This window comes from Shewanella sp. UCD-KL21, from assembly GCF_001957135.1.
Lineage (GTDB): Bacteria > Pseudomonadota > Gammaproteobacteria > Enterobacterales > Shewanellaceae > Shewanella.
On sequence record NZ_MPHK01000031.1, the window covers coordinates 18,652 to 33,075 of the forward strand.

Consider the following 14,424-nt stretch of genomic DNA (forward strand, 5'->3'; position numbering starts at 1 on the left):
TTTAATTCTTTATCGCCATTAGCTATTTAAGCCTGGCGTCTTCTTTTTAGTAAATTTAGTGGCGGTAGTATTAACCGGATCGTCAGGCCATAAATGGCGGGGATAACGGCCACGCATTTCTTTTTTTACTTCAATATATGGGCCTTGCCAAAAACTGGCCAAATCTGCGGTGACTGCAATAGGTCGCTGGGCTGGCGACAATAATTCCATAGTAACAGTGAGCTTACCATGCAGTAATTGCGGACTTTGCGATAAACCTAAAGCCTCTTGCAGGCGCACTTTTAATAGCGCTCGACCGCTGACGGCTTTATTGCTGTCGCTGGCATCATTATCCATGCTCAGCTTATCACTATCACTATCACTATCACTGCCAACGGCTTCACTTTCTGCGGCCTGAGCAGCGGCCACTTGATACTCAATCGGCGCTCGGGTGCCAGTAGCCATTTGCCAATGAGTAGGGAGCAATTCATTTAACGTTTGTTGTTGCTGCCATGTCAGCAGATTTTTCACATGGCCAAAGGTATCAAGTTTTTGTAATTTGGCAATGGAATTCACCTCAGTTAAATATGGCGCTAACCACTGCTCTAAGCTTGTTAGCAAGCTGGTGTCATCAAGGTTTGGCCAATCATGTTGCGGCGCAAATTGCTGGGCCAACTTCAGTCGATATTGTAATTGCAAAAAACTTTCGCCCAAATCCAGCACAGTTAAGCCTTTAGTGCGGATGTGACTCAATAATGCTTGCTGAATTAATTTATTATCAACCTGAGTTTCTTGAGCGCGCTGAATAATAATCTCACCCACTCGGGTTTGCTTTTCAGCAAAAAAGCGCCCTTTGGTTTCATCCCACTGACACATTTTAACCTCATGGGTTAAAAATTTAAGCTCTTGCTGAAAATGCTCAGGGTTAATCGCTGCGCCAAGATAGACTCGCCCTGCATTGCGGCCTTGGGTTTCTTGAAAGTCTGCCACCACTAACCAAGCTTGATTGGCCATGGCATCTTCAGCATCAATAGTAACCCCAGTGCCATTACTGAGAGCAAAACCTTGTTTACCGCGAGCTTTGGCGATTCTGTCGGGGTAGGCCAGCGCCAATAATAAACTGATATCACGACTGGCGGCGTCGCGAGCCACTTGCTTGATATCGCCTTTAGCAGACAGCGCCCGCTGCCATTTATTCACTTGGGTTGCCATTTGTCCTTGGGTCGCTAAGCCTAGGTACTGACTGATATCAGCGCCTTTTTTCGGTAAGCCTCGCGCTTCTAGCACTGCAGCAAGTAAGCATGCCAGTAACACTAAGTCAGCCTGTTGCTGGGAGTTAGCAAGGACTTGTGAAGTCAGCAACATGTGCGCTAAGCGAGGGTGACAACCTAGCTCATAGGCCGCTTGGCCTTGAGCAGTAATTTTATGTTGCTCATCCACCAGCTCAAGCTTGGCAAGTAATTGCCATGCTACCTGTTGATGAATCGCTGGCGGCTTGGTTAATAGCGGTAAGGATTCAATATCACTCACGCCCCAATAGGCGCAATCAAACGCCATTGACGTCAGCTCGCTTTGGGTGATTTCAGGCGCATCGGCCTGCATCATTCGGCTTTGCTCTTCTTGGCCCCATAATCTCACGCAGCAGCCTTTTTGTAAGCGCCCTGCACGGCCTGCACGCTGAATACTCGAAGCTTGGCTTATACGCCTTAAGGATAATCGACTAACACCTGTGCGCGGGTTAAAGCTCGCCTCACGCTTATAACCACTGTCTATCACAATGGTGATGCCGTCGATGGTTAAGCTTGACTCGGCAACATTGGTGGCTATAACGATTTTACGTTTGCCACTTGGGGCGGGAGAAATGGCTTTATCTTGCTCAGCAGGCGTTAAATCACCGTATAAAGGACACTGTAAAAATTTATTTGGGTCTAGTCGCTGACTTAATAATCGCTGTAGCTGATTAATTTCCCCTTTACCGGGTAAAAACACCAACACCGAACCATGTTGATAGTCGCTTGGGACTGTGTTGTTACTGCTGACACTGTCGATCACCACTTGGCTTAAATGACTAAGCCACTGCACTTGCCCCATTACCGGTCGGTAAAGTGTTTCAACATCAAAGCTTCGGCCTTGGCTTACTAATGTGGCAGCGTCAGGCATTAATTGGTTTAAGGGTAAGCCAGATAAGGTTGCCGACATGGCAATAATTTTAAGATCTTCGCGCAGCGAGTCTTGCACTTCTAATGCCAGTGCTAAACCCAGATCTGTGGGTAAATGGCGTTCATGGATCTCATCGAAAATTATGACCTCTATACCTTCAAGCTCTGGGTCTTGCTGGATCATCCGCGTTAAAATACCCTCAGTGACAATTTCTAAGCGGGTATTGGCGCCAACTCGGCTCTCACCTCTGACCCGATAGCCCACTCGCTCACCGACTTTTTCCCCTAGGGATTTAGCAATAAACTGCGCCACACTGCGAGCAGCAACCCGCCTTGGTTCCAGCATGAGGATTTTGCCGCTAATTTGCGGCCACTGCAGCATTGCCAGAGGTAGTGCGGTGGATTTACCGGCACCCGTTGGCGCTTCGAGGATAATTTGCGAATGATCGCCCAGCGCCTGTTGTAATGGCGCAAATAAGGCTTGAATAGGTAATGAGCTCAAAGGAGATACTTTAACGGCGAAAATCTGGCTTCAGTTTACTCATAAACGATTATTGATGCTACGGCTCTATGCAGATCGAAGCGGGTGCAGATTACAGCATATGCAAATCAAAGCATGTACAGATTGACAATTAACGGCTGAAACGAAAAGCTAATCGCCTATAAATCGATTAACCACGGCGTTCTAACCCCTGAGGATAAATCCTGCAAGCGAGCGGGTTTTCCAATGGCGTAGCCTTGGCCATAGCTGACACCAAGCTGTTTTAATTGCCGCCCAATGTCAGCGCTTTCAACAAATTCGCCAATGACTTCAAAGTCCATATCTTTACCCAGCTGACAAATGGCCGACACAATGGCTTTATCACTGCGGTCGTGACAAACATTAACCACAAACTGGCCGTCAATTTTGACAAAATCCACATCTAAACACTTCAAATAAGCAAAGCTTGAAAAGCCTGAGCCAAAATCATCCAAAGCCAGTTTACAACCTAAGGGCTGCAAAAGATCAATTAAGGCGGTAGCCTGTTCAAGTTGGCTCACGGCGGCGGTTTCGGTGATCTCAAAGCACAACTTAGAAACCAGCTCTGGTTCAATCATCAAGCGCATTTCCAGCCAATCCATAAACTTGCTATCGGATAATGACAGCGCTGACAAATTTAGTGACACCATTGACAATTGTGACCAAATTTCGCTATTGCGTGCGCCCCACTTTAAAAGGTTGTCGATAACCCAGCTATCGATTTTTGACGCCAGGTTATAGCGCTCAGCAGCAGGTAAAAACACCCCTGGCGATACAAAACGGCCATCCTCTTGCACCATGCGCAATAGGATTTCCATGTGAATACCACGGTCGTCAGAGTTTAGCGGCTCTATGAGTTGATAAAATAATTCAAACTGATTAAGCGCCAACGCCGAGACGATATCAACGGAGGCCAGCATTTGATTATATAAATGATGTACTTGGGGATCATTTTTACTATAGAAATGCCAGCGATTACGGCCATCTTCTTTGGCGATACGACACGCCGCATCTGCCTGACTCATAATGCGGTAAATGTCTTCTGACTTCCCATCCAGCAGGGTCATGCCCATACTGACGCCGATATTATGGCTAACTTCGCCCCAAATAAATTCATGTTCGGATAATTGCTGGCAAATGCGGTTGCCCACTTGCTGCGCTGAGGCTTTATCCGCTTGGTACATTAAAATACCAAACTCATCACCACCTAAACGAGCCACCACATCACCATGACGCAGTAAGTAGCTCAAACGCTTAGACACCTGACGTAACAATTCATCCCCAGCTTGATGACCACTGATATCATTAACCACTTGAAATTGATCGAGATCCATAAAGGCCACACAAACAGGCAAGCGATCTTTATGCTCAATTAATTCTTCAAGCATTGCCTCAAACTGTAACCGATTCGGCAGGCCGGTAAGCGGATCATAGTTGGATTGAAATGACAGCTCATCGGCTAAACGATAGCGTTCTGACACATCTTCAATCATCATCAATAATTGCTGTTCTATGTCTAATGCGCGGCAAAAACTGATTTTATACCAGTGAGTCACGCCCGCTTTGAGTAGTGGAACTTCACACCATGACTGATGCAGTGCTCCATCTCTGACAATGTGTAGGCAATCATCCAACAATATGTGGTCATCGGCATTGATTAATGAATAGAGACTTGGATTACTCATTGACGGCAAAATTTGGCTCGCCACTTGGTTTTGACTGCTAATACAGTTGTCGTTATCAATGAGCGCACAGGCGACTGGCAGCTGCTGAAAAAGCTCAAGGTATTGGGCTTCTTTGTTTGTTAATAATTGCGAGACGCGAGTCAACTCTGCTTCAGATGCCAGCTTTAGGCTAGCTTCGTTAAGCCTTGTCATAGGACAATTGACACCGTCCGAGGCCTCAAGCTGCCAATTTAATTGATATTTTAACGGCAAAAAAATCAACCTGGTATTGCCTATTTGCACCGCTTTACTCAAAGAGAGTGAAAACACCTCGGGCTGAGACTGAACAAAATCAGTTATCTGGCGCTGCAAAAGGCTGGTTGTGACACTGATATCAGCACTCTCTGGTGCGAGTAATTGTTCACATAAATCAGGCAAGGCGGCTAGCGATTGGCCTATTAGTGCGTTATTAGCACGGCGCTGAAGATGCTGTTGATGCTGATGTTGATCTAAGGCTTGACCTTGATGCTGGTGCTGGTGCTGATAAGCCTGCAACGCCTTGGCATGGTAAACTTTACCACTGGCCAGATTTTCAGTTGTTTGGGATAGTAAAACCACGATTTCATCGACGCCTAATTGCAGTTGCAATGCATCAATGTCAGCCATAACCTTATCGCAGCACAGGTAGTGATTTAATTCAGCAGACTGCGGGCTAGCCCATACTGATTTCAGTTCACTATTGCTCATTCAATGACTCATTTATTCGCAGCATTTTTGCTGTCATTATACAGTATCCCTCTAAACGGAGCTTCACTGGCCTTGCTGTTAATTCACCTAACCGTAAACTATTGTCGTCGATTAAGCTAAGATGTCTTTCACGATAAACGTCATAATAATAAATAATGCTAACAACAGATTATGACCAATGGCGTTAAGGAGACCCATGACTAAAAATCACCATAAACGTTGTTTTATTGCCATTGCATTATCAGAGTCAAACCGCGCTCAATTGAGCCAATATCAGCAGCAATTAATGCCGCATCTGAGTATACAGGTTAGCGCCGTTAAGCGGGAGAATTTACATCTAACCGCCGCATTTTTAGGCAAAATTAGTCCTGATCAGATGCTGCAGATTGATCGGCATATCACCGAGCAGCATTTCAGCGTTTTTGAACAACCACTGCAACAACTTGCTTACTGGCCTAAAGCGAAAGTCTTGTGCATTCAAGGTGATGCCGAAAAACCGTTGGCGCACATTGCCCACAGCTTAAAATCAATGGCATCACAATTACACCTTTATCAAACTCAGCATGCATTTAGACCCCATATCAGCTTATTTAGAGGTGTGTCAGAGCCGTCAGCCCATAAAGAGCCATTAGCCCTTGTAGAAAAGTTGCCTGCACTCACTGACGCTACAAATACAAAAGCCAGCCATTTAACCCTCTATGAATCCCTTACTCATGCCCAAGGGGTTATATATAAACCGTTGAAGCAATGGCCGTTACAGCCATAACGAAAAAAAGCTGCCTAGGCAGCTTTCGTTTCTCGAATCTATAAGCTAAAACCTGAAGACTTAAAGACCTAAAGACCTAAAGACCTAAAGACCTAAAGACCTAAAGACCTAAAGACCTAAAGACCTAAAGACCTAAAGACCTAAAGACCTAAAGAATTATAGCGTTAACACTATCGCTCTAACATTTTGCTATAACACCATTGCTATAGGCATTATCGCTCTAGCATTGCAGCAATAGTCAGTACTCCATGAGCGGTAGCACCTGCACTCCATAATGGCGTAGCCGATGATGCATATGCGCCCGCTAAGTCCATGTGCAACCAGTTAACCTCTGGGCTCACAAAGCGCCATAAGAAGCCTGCTGCATTTGACGCGCCGCCTGCGCCGCCGCCTTTCATTGCGCGGCTATTGGCGGTGTCTGCATAAGGTGAAGGGCACATATCTTTATGCCAAGCATCCAATGGCAGAGGCCAGACATTTTCAGCAACAGTGGCCGCTTTTTGTTGTGCTAATTGCAAGGTTTCCATTTGCGGTGAAAATATCGCGTTGTAATTATTGCCCACTGCCATAATTGCCGCGCCTGTCAGTGTTGCCGCATCAATAATTAACTCTGCGCCAGTATCTGATGCAGCTTGCAGTCCGTCAGCTAACACTAAACGCCCTTCAGCATCAGTGTTAACCACTTCAACGGTAACGCCATTTTTATAAGTTAAGATGTCACCTAACTTGTAAGCATGGCCACTGATGAGGTTTTCGGCGCAACACAAAAACAATTTAACCCGTTTATTCAGACCAGCTTTCATGGCTAGACCCAGCGCTGCTGTCACTGTTGCCGCACCGCCCATATCGCATTTCATATCCAGCATGCCTTCTGAAGGCTTAATACTGTAACCGCCTGAGTCAAAGGTAATGCCCTTACCCACAAGGGCGGTGGATACCTTGGCATCGGCTGCGAGTGGATTAAAATCAAGCACTAGCATCGCTGGCGGACGCTCACTGCCACGGCCAACAGCATGCAAACCAATCCATTGTTTTTCGAGTAACTCTTGGCCTTCAAAAATCTCAAAACTGACCTTGTCGCCACCAATGGCTTTGAGCCAGTTTGCTGCGTGCTCGGCAAGAATAACCGGAGACAATTCTTCAGGGGTTTCGTTAACTAATTTGCGCGCAAAACTTGCTGCCTCAAAGCGATGAGATAAAGTGGCTTGAGTGCTCGCGTCACCACACCAGAGTACTTCGAATGGGCCTTTGGCCGTGGTAAAACCTTGAGAAAAAGCCCATTGTGAATCAAGGCTCCATAACTCACCGTCAAGCTGCACCTTGTTAATACCCTGACTACGAATTTTTCTAGCCGCCATTTGTACTTGACGTAATTCATCTGCTGCAGCTAAATGGATCAGCGCTTGATGACCTTGAAAGCTCACATCTGCTTTACCCCAAAGGCTCTGTGGCGCTTCTCGTGTTAGGGTAATCGTCATAATTTCCATTGTAATGTCCTTGTTATGCTTGCGTTGTAACTTAGATAACCAATAAGCTAAGTGTACTGTAAATCACTAAATAAACGTGACTAATTCAGCATCATTTAGTAAAAATAATTGTTAATAAATAATTTTAGGAGCATTCTTTTTTAATGGACTTTAGCCCTCCCTTGCAACAAGGCACTTTACTGAGGCGTTACAAGCGTTTTCTGGCCGATGTGCAACTTGATGATGGTAGCGAAATCACCATTCACTGCCCCAATACTGGTTCGATGAAAAACTGTTTGTTTCCCGGTGAAACGGTTTGGTTTTCCACCTCAGATAACCCAAAAAGAAAATACCCAAATACTTGGGAGCTCAGTGCCACCCCCGAAAACCATTTAATTGGCATTAATACCGGCCGCGCCAATGCATTAGCCGAAGAGGCGATTAATAATGGCGTCATCACTGAACTTGGCGGTTACACCTCACTGAAAAGAGAAGTGAAATATGGTGATGAAAATAGTCGTATCGACATTTTACTCAGTGATGAAACTAAACCTTTATGTTACGTTGAGATAAAGAGCTGTACATTATTAGAGCAAACAGCAGGTTATTTTCCTGACTCAGTTACCACTAGAGGACAAAAGCATTTGCGTGAGTTAATGCATATGGCTAGTCTAGGTCACAGAGCGGTATTACTTTTTGTCGTCCAACATAGCGGCATTAATCTCGTTCAAGCTGCTGCGCATATCGATCCACAATATGCACAATTATTAAAGCAATCAGTTAACAGTGGGGTTGAAGTGTTAGCTTACCAAACCGAACTGTCGGCGCTATCCAGCAAAATTACTCGTAGGTGCAAAGTCATTGTTTAGTTCAAAAAAGTATAACTTACTAATCAAATAATTTGCCACGCTCTAGTGTTTCTGCTATAGATAGCGGCCATAAATTTTAGACGCACATAAAATCACTAATTATTACAGGAGATGCGTTATGCCTGAAGGCACCAAAAAACTTGGCGTACTCGCTATCGCAGGTGTAGAACCTTACCAGGAGAAAGCTGGCGAGGAGTATATGGGTGAAGAGCAACGCTCTCATTTTAAGATCATTTTAGACGCTTGGCGTAATCAGTTACGCGAAGAGGTTGATCGCACCTTAAACCATATGCAAGATGAAGCTGCTAATTTTCCAGATCCTGTAGACCGTGCAGCTCAAGAAGAAGAATTTAGCTTAGAGCTTCGAGCACGCGACAGAGAACGTAAGCTGATCAAGAAAATTGAAAAAACATTACAAAAAATTGAAGAAGACGATTTCGGCTTCTGTGATTCATGTGGTATTGAAATCGGTATTCGCCGTTTAGAAGCACGTCCAACAGCTGATCAATGTATCGATTGTAAGACGCTTGCAGAAATAAAAGAAAGACAAATGGCTGGCTAAGCATTTGTAACCCGCAACACTGCTAGCTTGCTTTTTATGAGGCTGGGCAGTATTGATACCAAAAGGCGAGATTATTCTCGCCTTTTGTATTTTTTGATTTTTACTTTTAGGATTAACTGAACTTGTTTATCGGCTCAGACATAAAAGCAGTAACCTTTTAGGTCGACACCAATAAATCGAGGCAAAAGCTATGTCCCTGAACTCACCCGCTTATATTGGTCGCTTTGCTCCATCCCCATCTGGCCCGTTACATTTTGGCTCCCTTATTGCTGCCCTTGGTAGTTATCTGCGGGCAAAACAGCAACAGGGTAAATGGCTCGTCAGGATTGAAGATATAGACCCACCAAGAGAAGTAGCTGGTGCAAGCAGTGATATATTGACCACCTTAGAGGCTTATGGCCTGCATTGGGATGATACTGAGCTATATCAAAGCCAGCGGCTTGAGATCTATCAGCAGCATATTGAGCAGCTCTTAAAAGAAGATCTTGGCTATTTTTGCCATTGCACTCGAAAACAAATTCAACAAATGGGCGGCGTTTATGACAGCCGCTGTGGACAGCTCAGCCCTCGATTAACCCAAGGCGCCGTTCGTATCAGAAATAGTGCCCAGGTTGAACATTTTACTGATTTAGTCATGGGAAGTGTCACGGTAAAGCACAGCTTTGCGGCTGAAGACTTTATCATCAAACGCAGTGATGGGCTTTACGCCTATCAATTAGCGGTGGTGTTAGATGATGCATTTCAACAGATCACTGAAATAGTCAGAGGCTGCGATTTACTGGAAACTAGCTGCCGCCAAATAAGCATGAATAATATTTTGGGCTTTAACTCCCCCAATTGGCTACATCTACCTTTAGCCTGCACCAAGCCGGGGTTTAAATTATCAAAGCAAAATTATGCTAATGCCATTGATCGAAAACGCCCCCAAGCCAGCATCAATGCCGCATTGCGCTTTCTTGGGCAACAACAAGTTGATATTGATGATGTCGATGTCATGCTAAAACAGGCCGCAGAGCAATTTGCGATTAGCCAAATTCCACAACTATCTGAGATTCTGATTGAGCAGTGATATACTCATTCAGTAACATTTGGTATATCATAGCCGCCAGATTTTTAACCATTTAATTATGTCGTTCGAGGTGTATTATTTTTCGCCGTATAAGTCAATTCTGCAAACAGCTGTTTGAAGACAATAAAACCACTCCTGTCATTGAGCCACAAAGCCAAGATGACGGCCTGCGTTTGGACATTGTCACCAGAGATGCCCATACTATTTCTCGACGCCAAATAAGTGAAAATGCGTTAAAAGTACTCTATAGACTCAGTAAATCTGGCTATAAAGCTTACCTAGTTGGCGGTGGTGTTCGTGACATTCTATTAGGTATGGAGCCGAAAGATTTTGATGTGGTCACCAATGCGACCCCAGAGGAAATTAAAAAGCTCTTTAGAAATTCACGCTTAGTGGGCCGCAGATTTAGATTGGCACACATTGTTTTTGGCCGTGATGTTATCGAAGTCGCCACCTTCCGTGGTCATCACAATGAAAATGATGACAAAATTTCCAAATCCAATTCTGAAGGTCGTCTACTTCGTGACAATGTCTACGGTGAAATTGATGAAGACGCCGAACGTCGCGACTTTACTATTAACGCCCTGTATTACGACATTAGTGACTACTCTATCCACAGCTACGGCGGTGGTATTCATGATATCGACGCTAGAGTCATCAAGCTAATTGGCGATCCTGAAACTCGTTACCGTGAAGATCCGGTGCGCATGTTACGTGCGGTGCGCTTTGCTACCAAACTGGATATGACCATTGAGCCAGTAACGGCTGCGCCAATAAAAGAGTTAGCGCCATTATTAAAAGATATCCCAGCAGCGCGTATGTACGAAGAAGTACTAAAGTTATTTTTTGCTGGCAAAGCAGAAGCTAACTACAACATGATGCAAGATATTGGTTTATTTGCGCCGCTATTTCCGCAAATTTCTGCGTTAATCAAAGAGCAACCCAGTGGCAATACCGCTAAAATGCTCACTGCAGTCATGGCCAGTACCGACTTACGTGTCAGCCAAGATAAACCGGTAACGCCCGCCTTCTTTTACGCGGCCTTATTGTGGTATCCACTCAAGCAACGTGCTGATGATATCGCCTTAGAAAGTGGCTTAAGTCATTACGATGCCCATGTTGCCGCTATGGGTGATGTGATGGAGCAGCAATGTCGCACCATTAGCATTCCACGTCGCTTCAGCACCCCAGCAAAAGATATTTGGCAGCTACAATTACGTCTAGAACGTAGCCAAGGCACCCGTGCGTTTAAATTATTAGAGCACCCTAAATTCCGCGCCGCTTACGATTTATTATTACTGCGCGGTGAAGCAGAAGCGGGCAATATTGGTAAAATTGCCAATTGGTGGCAGTCATTTGTTGAAGCCGATGAGCAACAACGTACTGATATCGCCAAAAGCGGTAACAAGAATGGCCCAAGCAGAAATCGTAACGCCCAGCAGCGTAAACGTCGACGCCCCAATAAGCCTAAGTCAGATCCAAAGCCTGCTAATACTCAAGAATAACAATGAGTCATACACCACTTAAGGTTAACACTGGGGCGACCAAAACCGCTGAAAAGGCAACAAGGGTATTTGTTGCCCTTGGCGCTAACCTTGAAAACCCAGAGCAGCAATTAGATAATGCTGTTGCTGCAATAAAAGATTTAAGCCAAAATCAGCATATTAAGCTCTCCCATTATTATCGCTCGCGACCCATGGGAGACGTAGAGCAACCTGACTATGTCAATGCCGTAGTTAGCTTTAGCACCACTCTGAGCCCTATCGCTTTACTTGATGCCCTTCAGGCCATTGAGAATGAGCAAGGTAGAGTGAGAGATGTGCGCTGGGGGCCAAGAACATTAGATCTCGATATTTTATTATATGGCAAGCAGATAATTGACTTGCCTAGATTAACAGTCCCCCATTACGGCATGAAACAACGCAGTTTTGTGTTAATACCACTGGCAGATATTGCTGCCGATTTAGTGCTACCATGTAACACTAAATTACAACACCTTATTACCACTGAAATGCGAGCTGAGTTAATTCAAATTTAACCCATTGTAACGATAGCTCAGAGTGCATTTCTATTATTTGAATATGATTTCTTTGCAGAGTTTATTATGTCAAAAGTCACTAGCTCAACCCTGATAAAATTCAAACAAGAAGGTAAAAAATTTACCGCCCTTACCGCTTATGATGCCAGCTTTGCCGGCGCATTTGATAGCGAAGGTGTCGATGTGCTGCTTGTTGGCGACTCCTTAGGCATGGTGCTCCAAGGCCACAATGACACCTTGCCTGTGACCGTTGATGACATTGCTTATCACACCGCCAGCGTTAGCCGCGGTTGTAAGCGCGCCCTACTTATCGCAGATATGCCTTTCATGAGCTACGCCACGCCAGAGCAAACCATGCGCAATGCCAGTACCCTAATGCAAGCAGGTGCAACCATGGTCAAAATGGAAGGGGGAGAATGGCTACTAGAAAGCGTTAAAATGCTCACTGAACGCGGTATTCCTGTTTGTGCTCACCTTGGATTAACTCCGCAATCAGTACACGTATTTGGTGGCTTTAAAATTCAGGGCCGAGAAGAAGACAAAGCCCAGCGTATGATTGATGATGCCAAAGCTTTAGAAGCCGCTGGCGCACAATTATTAGTGGTTGAATGCATTCCGACTGCACTGGCGAAAAAAATCTCAGAAACGCTTACCATACCTGTAATTGGTATTGGTGCCGGTGCTGATACTGATGGCCAAATTTTGGTGATGCATGATGTACTGGGGATATCCAGTGGTTACATTCCTAAGTTTTCTAAAAACTACCTCAAGCAAACTGGCGAAATACGCGCAGCAGTAAGAGCCTATATCGAAGAAGTTGCCAATGGCAGTTTCCCAGCTGATGAACACTCATTTAATTAATGATTAACTGGTTAATAAATTAAATCGATAGATATTTTGGATAAATAGTTTAGGTAAAAATGATGATCACCACCGCGAATATTGCTGAGATTAGAAAGCAAGTAAAGCAATGGCATATGCAAGGTGAAACCGTTGCGTTTGTGCCAACCATGGGCAATTTACACCAAGGTCACATTAGATTAGTGACTGAAGCGCTTAAAAGAGCCGATCATGTGGTGGTGTCTATTTTTGTTAATCCAATGCAGTTTGGACAAAATGAAGATTTAGCGGCTTACCCGCGCACCCTAGCAGATGATCAGAATGCATTGATTAATGCCGGTGCAGAGCTACTATTCACACCGACACCAGAGATTATTTACCCTAAAGGCCTAGAAAATCAGACCTTTGTTGAAGTACCTAAAATAGGCGAAGAGTTTTGCGGCGCCAGTCGTCCAGGACACTTTCGCGGTGTGGCAACCATAGTTTGTAAACTATTTAATATTGTTCAAGCGGATATCGCCCTATTTGGCCGTAAAGATTACCAACAGTTGATGGTCATCACCGCCATGGTTGAAGACTTATCTCTGCCTATCGACATCATCGGCATCGACACCGTTAGAGAAGCATCAGGGCTCGCTATGAGCTCTAGAAATGGCTATTTATCTACCCAGCAAAAAATCCAAGCCACAAGCATAAAGAAGGTAATGGATTATGTTGCCGCGCAAGTGACCGCAGGAGAAACCATTGAGCTAGCCATTGATGCAGCAAAACAACAGCTCATTGATGCAGGCTTTAAAATGGACTTTTTAGCGGTAAGAAACGCAGTTACTTTAGCCCCTGTGACAGATGAAGATAACCATTTTGTTATACTTGTTGCGGCCTATTTGGGCAATACTCGCCTAATCGACAATCTTACTTTTAGTCGTTAAACCATTGGCTTGTTCGTTAGTAAGACTTAGAAGAGAATTCACTAAGTCTTACTAAGCTAATTGCTGATTCTGATTTTGAATCCAAATAGATAATCATTTTGAAATTCACTTTACTGCCCTTTTTAGCCAATATTCGCCTAATCGACAACCTTATTTTTAGCCGTTAAGTCAATTGTTGAACGAAGCCGCTGTGCGGCAGAAAAGATAAAAGCTCACCTTTATTCTCCCATCTTAAATACTTACTAGACCCTGCCTACCTTGGCAGTTATCTAGGAGTATCACTATGAACACTCACGAGCAACAACGCTTTGATTTTCTTTATGAACAACATCTTACCAACTTAACACTGCAAGGCAAGCGGCCTGCTACTATCGATGCCTACAGCCGCGCCGTTAGGCGTATTAGTGCTTATTTCGACACTTGTCCTGATAACCTTTCAACTAATGACCTAAAGCGCTATTTTGCCAGTTTGATAGCGTCACATTCATGGAGCACCGTGAAACTCGACCGTAATGGGCTACAGTTTTTCTATCGACATGTGCTTAATCAACACTGGGAGTGGCTTAATATTGTTAAGCCACCACAAGTCCAAAGACTGCCTGATATTCTTACCCCTGCTGAAGTTTCTATCGTCATTAGCCTTACCCATAAGCTGCGATATCAAGTGTGCTTTCTCGCCTTATACAGTATGGGATTGCGCCTCGGTGAGGCCATTTCACTGCAGGTTGGCGATATCGATTCACAGATGATGCAGGTGCACATTCGTAACGCTAAAGGCGGTAAGGACAGGTTAGTTCCGCTACCACAACGTACCTT

General features: G+C 44.6%; 12 protein-coding genes. 9 read left to right on the forward strand and 3 right to left on the reverse strand.

The genetic code is table 11. The features are described from left to right. Positions 1 to 18: 18 nt before the first annotated feature. Together hrpB and BM739_RS18820 are read right to left on the reverse strand one after the other, a co-directional pair. A complete protein-coding gene (gene hrpB, locus BM739_RS18815) occupies positions 19 to 2,640 on the reverse strand; it encodes an ATP-dependent helicase HrpB (protein WP_076543166.1) in 2,622 nt (873 codons plus the stop codon). 158 nt (positions 2,641 to 2,798) lie between these two features. Further along, positions 2,799 to 5,069, reverse strand: a complete 2,271-nt coding sequence (locus BM739_RS18820) for a bifunctional diguanylate cyclase/phosphodiesterase (protein WP_076543167.1) — start codon at positions 5,067 to 5,069, stop codon at positions 2,799 to 2,801. Positions 5,070 to 5,265: 196 nt separating this feature from the next. Here BM739_RS18820 and thpR point away from each other — a divergent pair, with 196 nt between their 5' ends. Then, positions 5,266 to 5,835: an RNA 2',3'-cyclic phosphodiesterase gene (gene thpR, locus BM739_RS18825; protein WP_076543168.1), complete on the forward strand. Its 570-nt coding sequence runs from the start codon at positions 5,266 to 5,268 to the stop codon at positions 5,833 to 5,835. A gap of 212 nt (positions 5,836 to 6,047) precedes the next feature. Here the strand turns inward: thpR and pepB are convergent, their stop codons facing one another. Then, positions 6,048 to 7,322 (reverse strand): aminopeptidase PepB, encoded by a 1,275-nt coding sequence (pepB, locus tag BM739_RS18830; protein ID WP_076543169.1) that lies wholly within the window; start codon positions 7,320 to 7,322, stop codon positions 6,048 to 6,050. Between the two features lie 143 nt (positions 7,323 to 7,465). Here pepB and sfsA point away from each other — a divergent pair, with 143 nt between their 5' ends. From sfsA to BM739_RS18870, 8 genes are all read left to right on the forward strand, one after another. Next, the gene (gene sfsA, locus BM739_RS18835) at positions 7,466 to 8,170 is read left to right on the forward strand and encodes a DNA/RNA nuclease SfsA (protein WP_076543170.1); all 705 of its coding nucleotides are present in this window, start codon (positions 7,466 to 7,468) and stop codon (positions 8,168 to 8,170) included. A gap of 118 nt (positions 8,171 to 8,288) precedes the next feature. Next, positions 8,289 to 8,732 carry an RNA polymerase-binding protein DksA gene (dksA, locus tag BM739_RS18840; protein ID WP_076543171.1) on the forward strand — a complete coding sequence of 148 codons (444 nt, stop codon included), beginning with the start codon at positions 8,289 to 8,291 and terminating at the stop codon, positions 8,730 to 8,732. 190 nt (positions 8,733 to 8,922) lie between these two features. Then, positions 8,923 to 9,801 (forward strand): tRNA glutamyl-Q(34) synthetase GluQRS, encoded by an 879-nt coding sequence (gene gluQRS, locus BM739_RS18845; RefSeq protein WP_076543172.1) that lies wholly within the window; start codon positions 8,923 to 8,925, stop codon positions 9,799 to 9,801. Positions 9,802 to 9,968: 167 nt separating this feature from the next. Continuing rightward, positions 9,969 to 11,306 (forward strand): polynucleotide adenylyltransferase PcnB, encoded by a 1,338-nt coding sequence (locus BM739_RS18850; protein ID WP_076543173.1) that lies wholly within the window; start codon positions 9,969 to 9,971, stop codon positions 11,304 to 11,306. Between the two features lie 2 nt (positions 11,307 to 11,308). After that, positions 11,309 to 11,839: a 2-amino-4-hydroxy-6-hydroxymethyldihydropteridine diphosphokinase gene (folK, locus tag BM739_RS18855; protein WP_076543174.1), complete on the forward strand. Its 531-nt coding sequence runs from the start codon at positions 11,309 to 11,311 to the stop codon at positions 11,837 to 11,839. Between the two features lie 66 nt (positions 11,840 to 11,905). Next, complete coding sequence (gene panB, locus BM739_RS18860; RefSeq protein ID WP_076543175.1) at positions 11,906 to 12,700, forward strand: 3-methyl-2-oxobutanoate hydroxymethyltransferase; 795 nt, start codon at positions 11,906 to 11,908, stop codon at positions 12,698 to 12,700. Between the two features lie 62 nt (positions 12,701 to 12,762). After that, on the forward strand, positions 12,763 to 13,608 hold the full coding sequence (gene panC / locus BM739_RS18865; protein WP_076543176.1) for a pantoate--beta-alanine ligase: 846 nt from the start codon (positions 12,763 to 12,765) through the stop codon (positions 13,606 to 13,608). Positions 13,609 to 13,891: 283 nt separating this feature from the next. Then, on the forward strand, positions 13,892 to 14,424 hold a 533-nt coding region (locus BM739_RS18870), incomplete at its 3' end, for a site-specific integrase (RefSeq protein WP_175609552.1).

Bases quoted from the DNA above. Each gene is read 5' to 3' on its own strand.
- BM739_RS18820 (WP_076543167.1), bottom strand. From the start codon at position 5,069: ATGAGCAATAGTGAACTGAAATCAGTATGGGCTAGCCCGCAGTCTGCT.
- thpR (WP_076543168.1), top strand. From the start codon at position 5,266: ATGACTAAAAATCACCATAAACGTTGTTTTATTGCCATTGCATTATCA.
- pepB (WP_076543169.1), bottom strand. From the start codon at position 7,322: ATGGAAATTATGACGATTACCCTAACACGAGAAGCGCCACAGAGCCTT.
- sfsA (WP_076543170.1), top strand. From the start codon at position 7,466: ATGGACTTTAGCCCTCCCTTGCAACAAGGCACTTTACTGAGGCGTTAC.
- dksA (WP_076543171.1), top strand. From the start codon at position 8,289: ATGCCTGAAGGCACCAAAAAACTTGGCGTACTCGCTATCGCAGGTGTA.
- gluQRS (WP_076543172.1), top strand. From the start codon at position 8,923: ATGTCCCTGAACTCACCCGCTTATATTGGTCGCTTTGCTCCATCCCCA.
- folK (WP_076543174.1), top strand. From the start codon at position 11,309: ATGAGTCATACACCACTTAAGGTTAACACTGGGGCGACCAAAACCGCT.
- panB (WP_076543175.1), top strand. From the start codon at position 11,906: ATGTCAAAAGTCACTAGCTCAACCCTGATAAAATTCAAACAAGAAGGT.
- panC (WP_076543176.1), top strand. From the start codon at position 12,763: ATGATCACCACCGCGAATATTGCTGAGATTAGAAAGCAAGTAAAGCAA.